At 66.2% G+C, this 15,135-nt stretch carries 11 protein-coding genes and 1 tRNA gene; 4 read left to right on the forward strand and 8 right to left on the reverse strand.

The window, feature by feature from the left end; genetic code table 11:
* Nucleotides 1-5 precede the first annotated feature (5 nt).
* Nucleotides 6-593 (forward strand): HAD family hydrolase, encoded by a 588-nt coding sequence (locus ABLI39_RS02455; protein ID WP_349411785.1) that lies wholly within the window; start codon nt 6-8, stop codon nt 591-593.
* Here ABLI39_RS02455 and ABLI39_RS02460 read toward each other — a convergent pair.
* From ABLI39_RS02460 to ABLI39_RS02475, 4 genes are all read right to left on the reverse strand, one after another.
* Entirely contained in the window at nt 556-861 is a 306-nt protein-coding gene (locus ABLI39_RS02460; protein ID WP_349411786.1) for a putative quinol monooxygenase, read from the reverse strand. The two genes, ABLI39_RS02455 and ABLI39_RS02460, sit on opposite strands and share 38 nt — an antisense overlap.
* 498 nt (nt 862-1,359) lie before the next feature.
* Entirely contained in the window at nt 1,360-1,983 is a 624-nt protein-coding gene (locus tag ABLI39_RS02465; protein WP_349411787.1) for a TetR/AcrR family transcriptional regulator, read from the reverse strand.
* On the reverse strand, nt 1,983-2,735 hold the full coding sequence (locus ABLI39_RS02470) for an ABC transporter permease (RefSeq protein ID WP_502935172.1): 753 nt from the start codon (nt 2,733-2,735) through the stop codon (nt 1,983-1,985). Before ABLI39_RS02470 ends, ABLI39_RS02465 begins: the two co-directional genes overlap by 1 nt.
* Nucleotides 2,732-3,424, reverse strand: a complete 693-nt coding sequence (locus tag ABLI39_RS02475) for an ABC transporter ATP-binding protein (RefSeq protein ID WP_502935173.1) — start codon at nt 3,422-3,424, stop codon at nt 2,732-2,734. The genes ABLI39_RS02470 and ABLI39_RS02475 overlap by 4 nt, the downstream gene beginning before the upstream one ends.
* Before the next feature lie 363 nt (nt 3,425-3,787).
* Between ABLI39_RS02475 and ABLI39_RS02480 the strand changes: the two genes are divergently transcribed.
* Nucleotides 3,788-4,009 (forward strand): hypothetical protein, encoded by a 222-nt coding sequence (locus tag ABLI39_RS02480; RefSeq protein ID WP_349411788.1) that lies wholly within the window; start codon nt 3,788-3,790, stop codon nt 4,007-4,009.
* 831 nt (nt 4,010-4,840) lie between these two features.
* On the opposite strand, the gene ABLI39_RS02485 is transcribed toward ABLI39_RS02480, so the two are convergent.
* A tRNA-Leu gene (locus ABLI39_RS02485) sits at nt 4,841-4,922 on the reverse strand.
* Between the two features lie 208 nt (nt 4,923-5,130).
* On the opposite strand from ABLI39_RS02485, the gene ABLI39_RS02490 reads away from it, so the two are divergent.
* On the forward strand, nt 5,131-5,736 hold the full coding sequence (locus tag ABLI39_RS02490) for an ANTAR domain-containing response regulator (protein ID WP_056739732.1): 606 nt from the start codon (nt 5,131-5,133) through the stop codon (nt 5,734-5,736).
* A gap of 361 nt (nt 5,737-6,097) precedes the next feature.
* Nucleotides 6,098-7,246 carry an IS30 family transposase gene (locus ABLI39_RS02495; RefSeq protein ID WP_502935174.1) on the forward strand — a complete coding sequence of 383 codons (1,149 nt, stop codon included), beginning with the start codon at nt 6,098-6,100 and terminating at the stop codon, nt 7,244-7,246.
* Nucleotides 7,247-7,325: 79 nt separating this feature from the next.
* Here ABLI39_RS02495 and pyk read toward each other — a convergent pair whose 3' ends face one another.
* The 3 genes from pyk to gltB form a co-directional block, all read right to left on the reverse strand.
* Complete coding sequence (gene pyk / locus ABLI39_RS02500) at nt 7,326-8,825, reverse strand: pyruvate kinase (protein ID WP_146337748.1); 1,500 nt, start codon at nt 8,823-8,825, stop codon at nt 7,326-7,328.
* A 92-nt stretch (nt 8,826-8,917) separates the two neighbouring features.
* On the reverse strand, nt 8,918-10,375 hold the full coding sequence (locus tag ABLI39_RS02505) for a glutamate synthase subunit beta (RefSeq protein WP_349411789.1): 1,458 nt from the start codon (nt 10,373-10,375) through the stop codon (nt 8,918-8,920).
* On the reverse strand, nt 10,368-14,984 hold the full coding sequence (gene gltB, locus ABLI39_RS02510; protein WP_349411791.1) for a glutamate synthase large subunit: 4,617 nt from the start codon (nt 14,982-14,984) through the stop codon (nt 10,368-10,370). The genes ABLI39_RS02505 and gltB overlap by 8 nt, the downstream gene beginning before the upstream one ends.
* Nucleotides 14,985-15,135: the final 151 nt, after the last annotated feature.

A 15,135-nucleotide genomic window follows, 5' to 3' on the forward strand; every position in this document is an offset into this window, starting at 1 on the left:
GCCGCGTGGAACCCATCCGCTGCCAGGGGATTGAACGCGAGGCGGTCCTCTGGGATCTCGACGGCACGCTGGTGGACACCGAATACCACTGGACCGCGGTACAGACAGAACTGGTCGGGAGCTTCGGCGGAACCTCTACCGAGTCCCAGGCCCTGTCGATCATGGGCCGGTCCCAGACGGATTCGATCAAGGTCCTGCAACGCGCGGGCGTCCGCCTGTCCTTCGAAGAGATCGCCCGGCAGGTCACGGAAGGCGTCCGGGACAGTATCAGCGAAAGCGTTCATTGGCGTCCCGGTGCCGCAGAACTTCCGGCCGGCCTCCGGGCGCGCGGCTGGCCATGCGTGCTCGTGACCATGTCCCCTCGCCACATCGTTGGCGACATCCTGAACGACTTTCCGGCGAACAGCTTCGAACTCGCGGTGACCCGGGACATGGTTAGCAAGGGCAAGCCGCATCCCGAGGCCCACCAGATCGCGTTCCGCCACCTCGAACGCACCGGCCGCGGCTCTCCAGCCGGACCACCCCCGCGCTGGGAGCGCCTAGGACAGGGAACGCCTAGGATTCGATTGCCGCCACCGGGGTCAGCCAGCTGAGCTGCGAGCCGTCTTCCTCGATCAGGCCGCCCAGTTCGGCATTGAAGACCTTGCTGTGGTCCGCGGCGATGTGCGCCTGGAACGCCTCCTCGTCGCGGTAGATCTCATAGACAACGTAGGCGTTCGGGTTTTCACGCCGCGTGTGCGGGTCGAACAAAATGTTTCCGCTCTCCCCGCGGACCCTGGCTGTCAGCTCAGCGACCATTTCGGCGACCCGGTCCTCCGAACCGCTCTTGACCGTAAATTCAGCGTACAGAGCTACAGACAATGCCTCTCCTCTCCCGTTGTGGGTCCGACTCTAGCCCTCCCGACGGTCAGACTGAAGCACTAACACTGCAGTCGGGCTGGCCTTCCGCGCCACCACGTCGGCCACGGGCTTATTCCGCTGCCGCTGGGCATCGTCGGCTGCTTTGCTCGGCCACCCGATCTATCCAACGGGGTCAAATAACGGGCTGGTAGTCCGCAATGAACTGGCGTGATCAAAACGCGCGGTCAATGAGCCGAAGACTCATCGTTCCGGAATCGTGTCGTGTAATGCGGTTCAAAAGCCGCCTTGAACTTGTAGTTCAGCACACCGGCATCCACCCAGAGGAGAAAACCCCGGCCACCGCCAGCAACAGAAACGCCCCATTATCCACACCCCGGCGGCATCGGTCGCCTAATCCAACTGGCCCCGGCGGGCCCGGAGACCGCGCCCGTGGGCAACTAGAACACCAACAGGACCCCCTCCACCAAATTCTTGCTAGGCGCGTCTCCGGCGGCTGAGTCACTTGGGCCGGGTGTCATCCAAATTGCCTGTGAGGTAGCGCTGAACGTTCGGTGCAATCATCCGGACGATGTCGTCGGGCGGTGCGGAGGCCAGTGGCTCCAGACGCACCACGTAGCGCATCAGCATCAGCCCTGTCATTTGGGTGGCGATCAGGTTTCCGCGCATCCTGACTTCTTCCGCCGGTCCCGTCGCCCCGGCCATGATCCGGGGCAGGATGGTCCGGGCAACCATCTCGCGGAGCAGGGCGGTTTTGGCTTTCGAGCCGATGGTGCCGCGGATGAATGCCACGAGACCGTGCTGGGCCGGCCCGTCCCAGAGTCGGAGCACGGCCCGAACGATTGCCTCGGCACGCTCCGCGGGGTCCAGGTCTTCCACCCCGGCCATGACTTCGTCCGGGTCTGCGGGAAGTTCCACACACAAGGCGAAGAGCTCGTCCTTGCCTTTGAAGAAGTGGTGGACCATGGCCGGGTCGACTTGGGCTTCGCGGGCCACTTGCCGCAGGCTGGTGCCGTCGAATCCGTGTTCGGCGAACAGACGCCGGGCCGCGGCCAGGATCAGTTCCCTCGAATCCGTTCCGCCGCTCCGCCTCCCGCGCCGCAACGGCTGAGAGTCGCTACTCACTAGGTCCGCCGTCGCAAGGTCAGCGACGCCAGCACCAGAACCCCCAGCACGATGGCCGCCATGACAGCCGCGTCGTTCCACATGGCGGGTGTGGCCTCGGGCTTACCCGCGATCTCCTGGAGCGCGTCGACCGAGAACGTCAGGGGCAGCACATTGGAGATCGCTTCGAGGACCCCGTTCATCCGGTCCCGGGCCACGAAGAGCCCGCACAGCAGGATTTGCGGTATCACGACGACGGGCATGAACTGGACGGCCTGGAATTCCGTTCGGGCAAACGCCGAGCACAGCAACCCCAGGGCCACGCCCAGCACTGCGTTAAGGACCCCGATCAGTACCACCAGCCACGGGCCGCCTTTGATGTCCAGGCCGAAGGCCCAGTAAGCCACGGCGGTGGCCACGATTGATTGCAGCGCTGCCATGATGGAAAAGGCCAGGGCATAGCCGAACAGCAGGTCCGCTATATGGATAGGCGTGGTCAGCAGCCGTTCCAGCGTCCCGGACGTCCGCTCGCGCAGCATCGTGACCGAGGTGACCAGGAACATGACCACAAACGGGAAGATGGCCAGCATCATCAGTCCCACACGGTCGAAGGTCCGCGGGTACCCCGAGGGCAGGGCTTCATTCTCGAACAGAAAATAGACGGCGGCCAGCAGCAGCGCCGGCACCACCATGATCAGCGCCACGCTGCGGTGGTCGTGACGCAGCTGATCTAGCACACGTGCCGTCGTGGCGAGCATCATCCGCGGGTTCATTGTGGCCCCTGGGTGTCCGGTTCCGCCGGACCCGAATCCGGGCCGGACTCTGCCACCTGGATGAGACGCAGGAACGCCAGTTCAAGGTCGCTACTGTGTCCGCGTTCTGCGAGCTCGGCCGGGGTGAGCTGTGCCAGCAGCAGGCCGTCCCGCAACAGCAGCAGCGACGAACAATGCGAGGCTTCCTCCATCACATGGCTGGACACCAACAGCGTGGTTCCAGCCGCGGCCATCCTGGCAAAGCGTTGCCAAAGCTCGGCCCGCAGGACCGGGTCAAGACCCACTGTCGGCTCGTCCAGCACCAGCAGCTTCGGAGACGCGACGAGCGCGCAGGCAAGCGACACCCGACTAAGCTGCCCGCCGGATAAGTCCGCCGCCTTCTGCCGCGCGAACTGTTGAAGCCCGACAGCGGCAATTGCCTCCTCGGTGTCAGCCGCCGTCACGCCGTACATGGCCCCGAAATACCGGACGTTCGCCGCAACACTCAAGTCCGTGTATACGCTGGCGGCCTGGGTGACATATCCGACGTCATGCCTCAAGGAGGGCTCACCGGCCGGCCGGCCGAGCACGCGGACGGACCCGCTGCTGAGTTTCTGCACACCGACGATTGCGCGCATCAAAGTGGTCTTTCCACTGCCGGACGGTCCCAGCAACCCGGTGATACGGCCGGCCTCAACCGTGAAATCCAAGCCTCGCAAGATCTTGGTTCGCCCCCTGGAGACGTGCAACTTCAACGCCTCGACGGACGGGTCCCCTGCAGAAGCAGGACTCGCATCTTCGCTCCTGCGGGCGGTGTTATCAGTTGCGACGTGGGACACGAGGACCTCCAGCCGTCCTTACAATTCATCACTTGACGAAATAACGTTAGCCCCGGTCACCGACTGCCGTCAACGGCCGGTGAAGAAGCGCACGCCCATACCTCTCGGGGATGCCCAACCCGAGACCCGTGTACGCACCGGCGACGACTGCCCTGAGACCGGCTGGTTACACCTTGTCGCATCGCAAAACCAGGATCAGATTTCTTCATTTGGCGGTCATAGTCGACCATCCTGATGAACCACAACGATCGCGCGGCGCCCCATGCCCTCGGACTGGGCTTAGCCGCAACGTCGGCCGCGGCGGCCGCCGCCATGATCGCAGGCTGTGTGATCTTCCGAGCACGTGACCTGGCCGGTACCAGCGCAGCCCCACCGGCGCTGCTGCTCCGGACAGCCTTCGGAGCAGTCCTCCTCCTCGCCACCTCCGTCACTGCCGCCATCATCCTCTCTGCCTGAGCGCCCGTTCGGTGGCGGGTGGAACATGGCTCAGGATTGGGCCGTGCCACGGGCTGCGGACAAGACCCGTCGGGCTGCTCAGTGCCGCGTGCAAGGTCGTGGGCGTCGCATACGCCGGTGGGGGCGGCCAATCCGTGTTTGTGCCGATGGACAACCCTCGTCTAAGCCCTTAGGAACCCGTCGGGGTACTCGAACGGTTCCAACTGCGACGGCGTAAGCTGACCACGGATCACAGGCCGCTGACCCCAGTCAGAGGCCGCTGAATGGCGCGGTTCCGTGACCCCTGAACGGCGCTCTGGTTGGACAGAACTACACCGCGAATCTAAATTCCACCAGGTTTCGTCACTAATAATCTTTCCGCAACTCTGCGCGGCGGCATCTGAGGTCATGGGAGCAAAGCCCACTGGTTCCTGCAAATCGCCCTAGTGGCCGGCCGCGCCTACTCAGTGGCCAGGCTCAGCGAGCAAATGATCCGCTCCCGATCAGTTTCCACGTCATGCCGTCCCGACGCATTCCTGCATGAGCAGGTATCAGGGCGGAAATTTCGGACCGGCCCCAACACGAGCCCGAAAGAATAGTCAGAATCATGTTGTACGCGGCCTCGGCCACCATGAAGTTGTGAACGCGAAAATCCAACGGGAGGACGGACGAGGATGAACACCCAGTAGGTGCCCCACAGGGCGGTACACGGTCCGCCGTAGTCAGCCGCTCCCCCACACAACCGAATGGGTCTATCGGGGGACCCCGCACCCGGAACTTCAGATCAGAGGCGACGGTGTGCACGATGTGCACACGAAAACACCAAAAATGCCCCTGAACAGGGAAAACACGTGCCCGAGGTGGGACTCGAACCCACACACCTTTCGATACCGCATTTTGAGTGCGGCGCGTCTGCCAATTCCGCCACTCGGGCGCGGAGTACACCGGCTGTTATATTGCGTGCCCCAGGGGTGCTGTGAGCAACGCGATGGCTTCCGGTGCGCGAAATTACTCTACATGCAGATAGGCTGAATTCCAGAATCGCGCCAGTGACGCCGCATCGATCCCAACCGGCCCCCAGTACACCAGCGGACGCGCCACAGAATGGCTCACCGCCCGCCGTACCTTTACAAGGAGTTCCCGTGTCAGAACAGACGGAGTCAACCCCCACTTCCCAGCCGGCGCGCCGCGTCGTGGTCGCCGAGGATGAGACCCTCATCCGCCTGGACATCATCGAGATCCTGCGCGGTGAGGGCTACGACGTCGTCGGCGAAGCGGACAACGGTGAGAAGGCCGTTCAGCTCGCCGAGGAATTGAAGCCGGACCTGGTCCTGATGGACGTCAAGATGCCCGTGATGGACGGCATTTCCGCCGCCGAAAAGATCGTCAAGGCCCGGATCGCCCCCGTGGTGCTGCTGACCGCCTTCAGCCAGAAAGAACTCGTCGAGCGGGCCCGCGACGCCGGCGCCATGGCCTACGTGGTCAAGCCCTTCACCCCGGCGGACCTGATCCCGGCCCTGGAGATCGCCCTGTCCCGGCACGAGGAGATCAAGGCCCTCGAAAGCGAAGTCAGCGACCTGCAGGAACAGTTCGCCACCCGCAAGCTCGTGGAGCGCGCCAAGAGCCTGCTCACCACCAAGATGGGCCTGACCGAGCCGGAGGCCTTCCGCTGGATCCAGAAGACCTCGATGGACCGCCGCCTGAGCATGCGCGAGGTCGCCGAGACCATCATCAACCAGGTCAACTAAGCACCAAGCAGAGAAACCAACAAAGGGAAGGTCCCCGCCGCAGTGGCGAGTTCTAGCGGTCGTTGCAACACCCAGAATTTTGGGAGTTGCAACGACCGTGGTTCGTTTAAGCGGGGATTCATCCCTGCCCGTCCGGCATGGGCAGGATCAGAAAGAGGCGTTTTTCAAGGTCTTTGACCGCGTGGGGAGCACGACGGCGGCCGCTAGGGAACTGGATTTCAACGCCGCGACATGTGCCGGATGGGTCCGCAAGGCCGGATTCAAGAGCCGCGGGAAAACGGGGATCGGACCACACCCGGGCCGGGAGGAATTCTTCCGGCTGCGCAGGGCCGGCGTCGGTCGCGGAGAGGCCGCCAAGACGGTGGGCGTACACATCCGTACGGCGCGGGACTGGGACAGAGGCATCCGGGCGTCGAATAACCGCCGTTTTTACCCGGATGGGCGGGTGATCGATTACAAACGGGGAGTGACCACATTCCACTCGCCGGCCGCGGGCTCCCGGCCCGCGGAGAAGCCCATCGACCCGCGCTTCCTGTCGATGCAGGAGCGGGAACTGATCCGGGACCTGTCCGCTGCCGGTACCTCCCTAAGAGCGATCGCACAGGCGATGGGGCGAGCGCCCTCAACCATCAGCCGCGAACTGGGCCGCAACAGCGATCCCCGCTTCGGATACCTGCCTCACAGCGCACAACGGCAAGCCGCCGACCGCCGGACACGTCCCAAACCGGCCAAACTGGTCGCCCACTCGGCGCTGCGGGAGTACGTGCAGGACAAACTGGGCTTGGAGTGGTCTCCGGAGCAAATATCGCACAGGCTGGTCACGGACTTCCCCGATGACCAGGAGATGCGCGAGAGCCACGAGACGATCTACCAGAGCCTCTACCTGCAGGCCCGGGGCGGACTCAAACGCGAAATCCAGGCCGCTCTCCGCTCCGGCCGAGCCCGCCGCCGGCCCCGCCAAGAACCGGGCCAACGCCAGTCCCGGTTCACAGACCCCATGGTCATGATCTCCGAACGCCCGCCCGAAATAGAGGACCGGGCAGTGCCCGGGCATTGGGAAGGAGACCTGATCACCGGGACGCTGAACCAGTCCGCGATCGCCACCCTGGTCGAGCGCACCACCCGGTATGTGATCCTCGTGCACCTGAACCCGGACCATGGTGCCGAGGCGGTCCGGGACGGGTTGGTCGCCGCGATGAAAGACCTTCCAGCGCACTTGCGAGGATCCCTCACCTGGGACCAGGGAGCGGAAATGGCGGCCCACAAATCTTTCAGCCTCGCCACGGACATGGACGTCTACTTCTGCGATCCCGCCAGCCCCTGGCAGCGCGGCTCCAACGAAAACACCAACGGCCTACTGCGCCAGTACTTTCCCAAAGGCACTGACCTGTCCGTCCACGGACCCGAAGACCTCGAGCTCGTCGCCCAGAAACTCAACGCGCGCCCACGCAAAACGCTCGGCTGGGAAACCCCAGCCGAGCGTCTGCGTGATTTACTACTAACCACCTAACCAACAGGTGTTGCAACGACCCCTAGAAACCGCCAGTTCCTGCGGCGGGGACCCTCCCTTTTGCCATAGCCGGGAAGAACTAGATCTTGCTGTTCTTCTTCTTCTTTTCCGGCCAGGGTCCGAGCTTGTCCTTGGCTCCGGCGTTCTCGCCGTGGCTGCCGGCGTCGGCGAGGTCGCCCACCTTGTGCACCTTCAGCATGTTCGTGGAACCGGCCTTGCCGGGAGGCGAACCGGCCGCGATGACCACCATGTCGCCGTCGTCGACGAGGTCCATCTCGAGCAGGCTGCGGTCAACCTGGGCGGTCATCTCGTCGGTGTGGCCCACCATCGGGACCAGTACCGGCTGGATGCCCCAGGTCAGCGCGAGCTGGTTCCAGACGTGCTCTACCGGGGTGAAGGCGAAGACCGGGCGGATCGGGCGCAGCCTGGATAGGCGGCGTGCGGAGTCGCCGGACTGGGTGAAGGTACAGATGTACTTCGCTTCCAGCTGGTCGGCTATTTCGACGGCGGCCCGGGTGATGGCGCCGCCGCGGGTCTTGGGCTTGGTGCCCAGCGGGGGGACGCGCTCCAGGCCGTGGACCTCGGTGGATTCGATGATCCGGGCCATGGTTTTGACGGTCTCGATCGGGTACTTGCCCACGCTAGTCTCGCCCGAGAGCATCACGGCGTCGGCGCCGTCGAGCACGGCATTGGCGCAGTCGGAGGCCTCGGCGCGCGTCGGGCGCGGGTTGTCGATCATGGATTCGAGCACCTGGGTGGCCACGATGACCGGCTTCGCCCAGCGGCGGGCGAGCTCGACGGCGCGCTTCTGCACGATCGGCACTTCCTCCAGCGGCAGCTCCACACCGAGGTCGCCGCGGGCCACCATGATGGCGTCGAAGGCGTCGATGATTTCCGGGAGCTGCTCCACGGCCTGCGGCTTTTCGATCTTGGCGATCACCGGCACGCGGCGGCCTTCTTCGTCCATGATTTCGTGGACGCGCTTGATGTCCGAGGCGTCGCGGACGAACGACAGGGCCACCATGTCCACACCGCGGCGCATGGCCCAGCGCAGGTCGTCCTCGTCCTTTTCGCTCAGCGCGGGGACGTTGACGGCGACGCCGGGCAGGTTGATGCCCTTGTTGTTGGACACGTAGCCGCCCACGGTCACGGTGGCGACGACCTTGACGTCGTCGACCTCGACGGCGCGCAGGGCAACCTTGCCGTCGTCGATCAGCAGCGCATCCCCGGGGTTGACGTCCTCGGTGAGGCTCTTGAGCGTCGTGGAGCAGATGTCCTTGGTGCCGGGAACGTCCTCGGTGGTGATCGTGAAGGTGTCACCGACGGCGAGCAGGTGCGGGCCGTCCACGAAACGGCCGAGGCGGATCTTCGGGCCCTGCAGGTCGGCCATGATGGCGACGGCCTTGCCGAGCTGCCCGGCGGCCTTGCGGACGTTGTCGTAGGTGTTGTCGTGCACGGAGTAGTCTCCGTGGCTCATGTTCATTCGGGCCACGTCGACCCCGGCTTCCAGCACGGCGAGTGTGTTCTCGAAGCTCGCAATCGCCGGTCCGAAGGTGGCCACAATTTTAGCGCGTCTCATATACCTACCCTAGTTGTCTCTTGGTTGTTTTAAGTTGTCGCGGGGGCGAACGGCCGGTGGCCGGCCCGGGCCCGGCAGGGGCCGGGACCGGACTACAGAACGGCGATCGCCCGGTCGGTCGGCGCCACGGGCGCCGGGAGAATGGTGCTGCCCATCAGGAACTTGTCCACGGCGGCGGCGCAGGCGCGGCCCTCGGCGATCGCCCAGACAATCAGGGACTGGCCGCGGCCGGCGTCCCCGGCGACGAAGACCCCTTCGGTGTTGGTCATGTAGTAGCCGTCCCGGGCCACGTTGCCGCGGCCGTCGAATTCGGCGTGGACCTGCTCGGTGATCCCGGCCGGTTCGGCGCCCGTGAAGCCCAGGGACAGGAAGACGAGGTCCGCGGGGATGATCCGCTCGGTGCCGGCCTTGGGCAGCCGCTTGCCGTCGACGAATTCGGTTTCCGCGACCTTTACGCCGGTCAGCTTGCCGTTCTCGCCGACGAACTCGACCGTGGACGCCAGGTAGGTGCGTTCGCCGCCTTCCTCGTGGGCGCTGGCCACCTCGAACAGGGTGGGGAACGTCGGCCAGGGCTGGTGCGCGGCCCGCTCGGCGGACGGCTGCTTGCCGATCGCCAGCGTGGTCACGGACGCGGCCTGGTGCCGGTGCGCGGTGCCGAGGCAGTCCGCGCCAGTGTCGCCGCCGCCGAGGATCACCACGTGCTTGCCGGCGGCGTTGATCTGGTTCTCCACGGTCTCGCCGGCCACCACCCGGTTCGCGGGGACCAGGTAGTCCATTGCGAAGTGCACGCCCTCGAGCTCTCGGCCCGGGATGGGCAGGTCCCGCGGGACGGTGGCGCCGGTGGCGACCACGACGGCGTCGTAGCGGCGGCGCAGCTGCTCCCAGGTGACGTCGGTGCCGACGGAGACGCCGGTCCGGAAGCGGGTGCCCTCGGCCTTCATCTGCTCCAGGCGGCGGTCCACGTGCTCTTTTTCCATCTTGAAGTCGGGGATGCCGTAGCGGAGCAGCCCGCCGATCTTGTCGTCACGTTCGTAGACGGCGACGGTGTGGCCCACCCGGGTCAGCTGCTGGGCGACGGCCAGACCGGCGGGGCCGGAGCCCACGACGGCGACCGTCTTGCCGGAGAGCCTGGCCGGCGGCAGCGGGGTGACCCAGCCGTTGTCGAAGGCCTGGTCCACGATCGAAACCTCGACCTGCTTGATGGTCACAGCCGGCTGGTTGATGCCCAGCACGCAGGATGCCTCGCAGGGGGCCGGGCAGAGCCGTCCGGTGAACTCGGGGAAGTTGTTGGTTGCGTGCAGCCGCTCCATCGCTTCCTCGCCTTTATCCCGCCAGACGAGGTCGTTCCACTCCGGGATGAGGTTCCCCAGCGGGCAGCCCTGGTGGCAGAACGGGACGCCGCAGTCCATGCAGCGGCCGGCCTGGCTCTTCAGGACACCCTTTTCCTGGGCTTCGTAGACCTCTTTCCAGTCCATGATGCGGACCGGGACAGGACGGCGCGGCTGGGTTTCACGCTGGCGTACTTTCAGAAATCCGCGTGGATCAGCCACCGGTCACCTCCAGGATTCGAGACCAAACTTCTTCGCCGTCGGGGTCAAGGCCCTCTTCGATGGCGTCAAGACGGGTTTGCAGCACTGCCGCGTAGTCGCGCGGCAGCACCTTGGTAATGCGGGCTGCGGTGTCGTCGAAGTCCTCGAGCAGCCGGGCCGCGTGCTGCGACTCGGTTTCCTCAACGTGCTTCACGAGCAGTCCGTGGACAATGTCGCGGTCCTCGGCGTCGAGTTCGCGCAGCTGCAGTTCGCCGGCGTCGAGGGCCTGCTTATTGACCCGTTCGGTCTGCAGGTCCAGGACGTAGGCGGTGCCGCCGGACATGCCGGCGCCGAAGTTGCGCCCGGTGCGGCCGATCACAAGGGCCTGGCCGCCGGTCATGTACTCGCAGCCGTGGTCGCCGATGCCTTCGACCACCGCGGTGGCGCCGGAGTTGCGCACCATAAAGCGCTCCCCCACCTGGCCGCGGAGGAACAGCTCGCCGCTCGTGGCGCCGTAGCCGATCACGTTGCCCGCGATCACGTTCCGCTCCGCCGCGAACACGTTGGTGCGGTCCGGACGGACGATGATCCGCCCGCCGGAGAGGCCCTTACCGACGTAGTCGTTGGAGTCGCCGAACATCCGCAGCGTAATACCGGCCGGCAGGAACGCGCCGAGCGACTGCCCGGCGGTGCCGGTCAGCGTGATGTCGATCGTGTCGGTGGCCAGCACGTCCGTGCTGAAGGTTTTGGTGACGACGTGGCCGAGCATGGTGCCGACGGAGCGGTCCGTGTTGATCACGTCGACGGCGATCTTCACCGGGGTGCGGTCGCTCAGCGCCTCGGCGGCCATCGCGATCAGGCGCTGGTCGAAGTGCTTGTCCAGCTCGTGGTTCTGGCCGGTGAGGTTGCGCAGCGGGGCGTCGTCGTCGAACTCGAGCCCGTGCAGGATCGGGTCCAGGTCCAGCCCTTCGGCCTTCCAGTGGCTGATCGCCTCGCGGGTGTCGAGCATTTCGGCGTGCCCGATCGCTTCCTCGAGGCTCCGGAAGCCAAGTTCCGCGAGGATTTCGCGGACCTCCTCGGCGAGGAACTCGAAGAAGTTGACCACGAATTCGGGCTTGCCGGTGAAGCGTGAGCGCAGCTCCGGGTTCTGCGTGGCGACGCCCACCGGGCAGGTGTCCAGGTGGCAGACGCGCATCATGATGCAGCCGGAGACCACCAGCGGCGCGGTGGCGAAGCCGTACTCCTCGCCGCCGAGCAGGGCAGCGATCACCACGTCGCGGCCGGTCTTGAGCTGGCCGTCAACCTGCACCACCACGCGGTCGCGCAGGCCGTTGAGCATCAGGGTCTGCTGCGTCTCGGCGAGGCCGAGCTCCCACGGGACACCGGCGTGCTTGAGCGAGTTCAGCGGCGAGGCGCCGGTGCCGCCGTCGTGGCCGGACACCAGCACGACGTCGGCCTTCGCCTTCGTGACGCCGGCGGCAACGGTGCCGATGCCCACCTCGGAGACGAGTTTGACGTGCACCCGGGCCGAGGGGTTGGCGCGCTTGGCGTCGTAGATCAGCTGCGCCAGGTCCTCGATCGAGTAGATGTCGTGGTGCGGGGGCGGGGAAATGAGGCCGACGCCGGGCGTGGAGTGCCGGGTCCGGGCCACCCAGGGGTAGACCTTCTGGGCCATCAGCTGGCCGCCCTCGCCGGGCTTCGCGCCCTGCGCCATCTTGATCTGGATGTCGTCGGCGTTGGTCAGGTACAGGCTGGTGACGCCGAAGCGGCCCGAGGCGATCTGCTTGACCGCCGAGCGGCGGGTCGGGTCCAGCAGCCGGTCCACGTCCTCGCCGCCTTCGCCGGTGTTGGACTTGCCGCCGAGGCGGTTCATCGCGATTGCAAGCGTCTCGTGCGCTTCCTGCGAGATGGAGCCGTAGCTCATGGCGCCGGTGGAGAAGCGCTTGACGATGCTGGAGACCGGCTCGACTTCCTCGAGCGGGACTGCCGGGCGCAGGCCGTCCTTGAACTTCAGCAGCCCGCGCAGGGTCATAAGGTTCGTGGACTGGTCGTCCACGCCCCGTGTGTAGGACTTGAAGATGTCGTAGCGGCGCTCCCGCGTGGCGTGCTGCAGCCGGAACACCGTCTCCGGGTTGAACAGGTGCGGTTCGCCGTCGCGGCGCCACTGGTACTCGCCGCCGCCCAGCAGGGGCTGGTGCGGCAGTTCGATGCCGTTCTCGGGATAGGCCATCCGGTGCCGCGCCGCGACCTCCGCCGCGATCACGTCGAGGCCGACGCCGCCGAGCTGGGAGTGCGTGCCGGAGAAGTACTCGTCCACCAGGTCCTGGCCGAGGCCGAGGGCCTCGAAGGTCTGGGCGCCGGTGTACGAGGCCACCGTGGAGATGCCCATCTTGGACATGATCTTCAGGACGCCCTTGCCCAGGCCCTTGATCAGGTTGTCGACGCCGTCCTGCGGGGTGACCCCGGTGACGTCGCCGGAGGCAATGAGCTGCTCCACCGATTCCATCGCCAGGTACGGGTTCACCGCGGAGGCGCCGTAGCCGATCAGAACGGCCACGTGGTGGGTTTCGCGCACGTCGCCGGCCTCGACCACAAGCGCGGTCTTGGTGCGGTTGGCGCTGCGGAGCAGGTGGTGGTGCACGGCGCTGACCAGCAGCAGGGACGGGATGGGCGCCCACTGGGCGTTCGAGTCGCGGTCCGAGAGCACCACGTACTGGACGCCGCGGTTGATCGCGCCGGAGACCTGCTCGCAGATTTCGGTCAGCCGGGCGCGCAGGGCGTGTTCGCCGCCGTCGGGCCGGTACAGGCCGCGGACCTTCATGGCGACCCGGTCGCCATCGGCGTTCTCGATGTTCGCGATCTTGGCGAGCTGGTCGTTGTTGATCACCGGGAACGGCAGCGAGACCTGCGGCTGGCGGACCTGCTTCGTGTCCAGCAGGTTGCCGTTGGGTCCGATCGCGCAGGTCAGGGACGTGACCAGTTCCTCGCGGATGGCGTCCAGCGGCGGGTTGGTGACCTGTGCAAAGGACTGAACAAAGTAATCGAAGAGCAGCCGGGGACGCTTGGAGAGCACGGCCACCGGGGTGTCCGAACCCATGGCGCCGAGCGGCTCGGCGCCTGTCCGGGCCATCGGGCCGAGCAGGATCTTCAGTTCTTCGGTGGTGTAGCCGAAGGTGCGCTGGCGGATGTTGACCGAGGCCGCGGTGTGCACCACGTGCTCGCGCTCGGGCAGGTTCTTGAGGTCTATCAGGTTGTCCTTGAGCCACTCGGCCCAGGGGTTGGCCGCGGCGACCTCGGCCTTGACCTCGGAGTCGTCGATGATCCGACCGGCTTCGGTGTCCACGAGGAACATCTTGCCGGGCGAGACGCGGCCCTTCTTGACCACCTTGGCGGGTTCGACGTCGATCACGCCGACCTCGGAGGCGAAGACCACCAGGCCGTCCTCGGTGATCCAGTACCGGCCCGGGCGCAGCCCGTTGCGGTCCAGGGTGGCGCCGACGAGGTTGCCGTCGGTGAAGGAGACGGCGGCGGGGCCGTCCCACGGCTCCATCAGCAGCGAGTGGTACTCGTAGAACGCGCGGCGGGCGGGGTCCATCGTGGCGTGGTTTTCCCAGGCCTCGGGGATCATCATCATGATCGAGTGCGTGATGGGCCGGCCGGAGAGCCAGAGCAGTTCTGCGACCTCGTCGAAGGAGGCCGAGTCCGAGGCGCCCGGGGTGCAGATCGGGTACAGCTCTTCGGGGCTGTCCCCCAGCAGCGGGTTGGCCAGCTGCGACTGCCGGGCGCGCATCCAGTTGCGGTTGCCCTTGACCGTGTTGATCTCGCCGTTGTGCGCGATGGTGCGGAAAGGCTGGGCCAGCGGCCAGGACGGGAAGGTGTTGGTGGAGAAGCGCGAGTGGACGATCGCAAGCTTGGTCTTGAAGCGGGTGTCGGAGAGGTCCGGGTAGAACGGCTCCAGCTGCGCGGTGGTCAGCATGCCCTTGTACACGATGGTGCGGGAGGACAGCGAGGGGAAGTAGACACCGAACTTGTTCTGCGCGCGCTTGCGGATCCGCCAGGCCCGGGAGTCGAGTTCGCTGCGGGTGAGCGTCTCGCCGGTGCTGGAGGCGAAGAACGGCTGCGCGAAGTAGGGCATGCAGGCCCGTGCCATGGCGCCGACGAGGTCGGCCACGATCGGGACCTCGCGCCAGCCCAGGACGGTCAGGCCCTCATCGGCCGCGAGGCCCTCGATGCCCGCCTTTGCGGCGTCGGACTCGCGCTGTTCGGCCGGAAGGAACGCGGTGCCGACCACGTATTGGCCGGCAGCGGGGAGCTCGAAATCGGTGACCGCGCGGAAGAACTCGTCGGGGACCTGCATGAGGAGGCCGGCGCCGTCGCCGGTTCCCTCATCGGCGCCGACGGCACCGCGGTGCTCGAGGTTGCGCAGGGCGGTCAGGGCGGCGTCCACAATGTCGTAGCCGGGTTCGCCGCGCAGCGTGGCGATGATGGCGAGTCCGCAGGCGTCCTTCTCCTGCTCCGGGTTGTAGAGACCGGCGGCATCGGGCAGCGCCGCGAACCGCTTGAACGGCGAGATGGCCGTGGCGGGCTGTTCCGGACCGGACCAGCTGGGGCTGTGCAGGGTTTGGGTCATGGGAGACGTCCTTCCTCCTGATCGTGCGTATGGGAGGGACAACATTGGCCCGAATCGGTGCGCCGGTGTGACGGGCACAACAACGTGATTTTCCTACTCGAATTGTAGGCCAGCGCCGCTTCCTGCACTAACAGTTACGCGGGCCGCCGGC

Source organism: Pseudarthrobacter sp. B907, assembly GCF_040137805.1.
GTDB lineage: Bacteria > Actinomycetota > Actinomycetes > Actinomycetales > Micrococcaceae > Arthrobacter.

Excerpts from the sequence above, each read along its gene's own strand:
- ABLI39_RS02470 (WP_502935172.1), bottom strand. The coding sequence starts at position 2,735 with ATGAACCCGCGGATGATGCTCGCCACGACGGCACGTGTGCTAGATCAG.
- ABLI39_RS02480 (WP_349411788.1), top strand. The coding sequence starts at position 3,788 with ATGAACCACAACGATCGCGCGGCGCCCCATGCCCTCGGACTGGGCTTA.
- pyk (WP_146337748.1), bottom strand. The coding sequence starts at position 8,825 with ATGAGACGCGCTAAAATTGTGGCCACCTTCGGACCGGCGATTGCGAGC.
- gltB (WP_349411791.1), bottom strand. The coding sequence starts at position 14,984 with ATGACCCAAACCCTGCACAGCCCCAGCTGGTCCGGTCCGGAACAGCCC.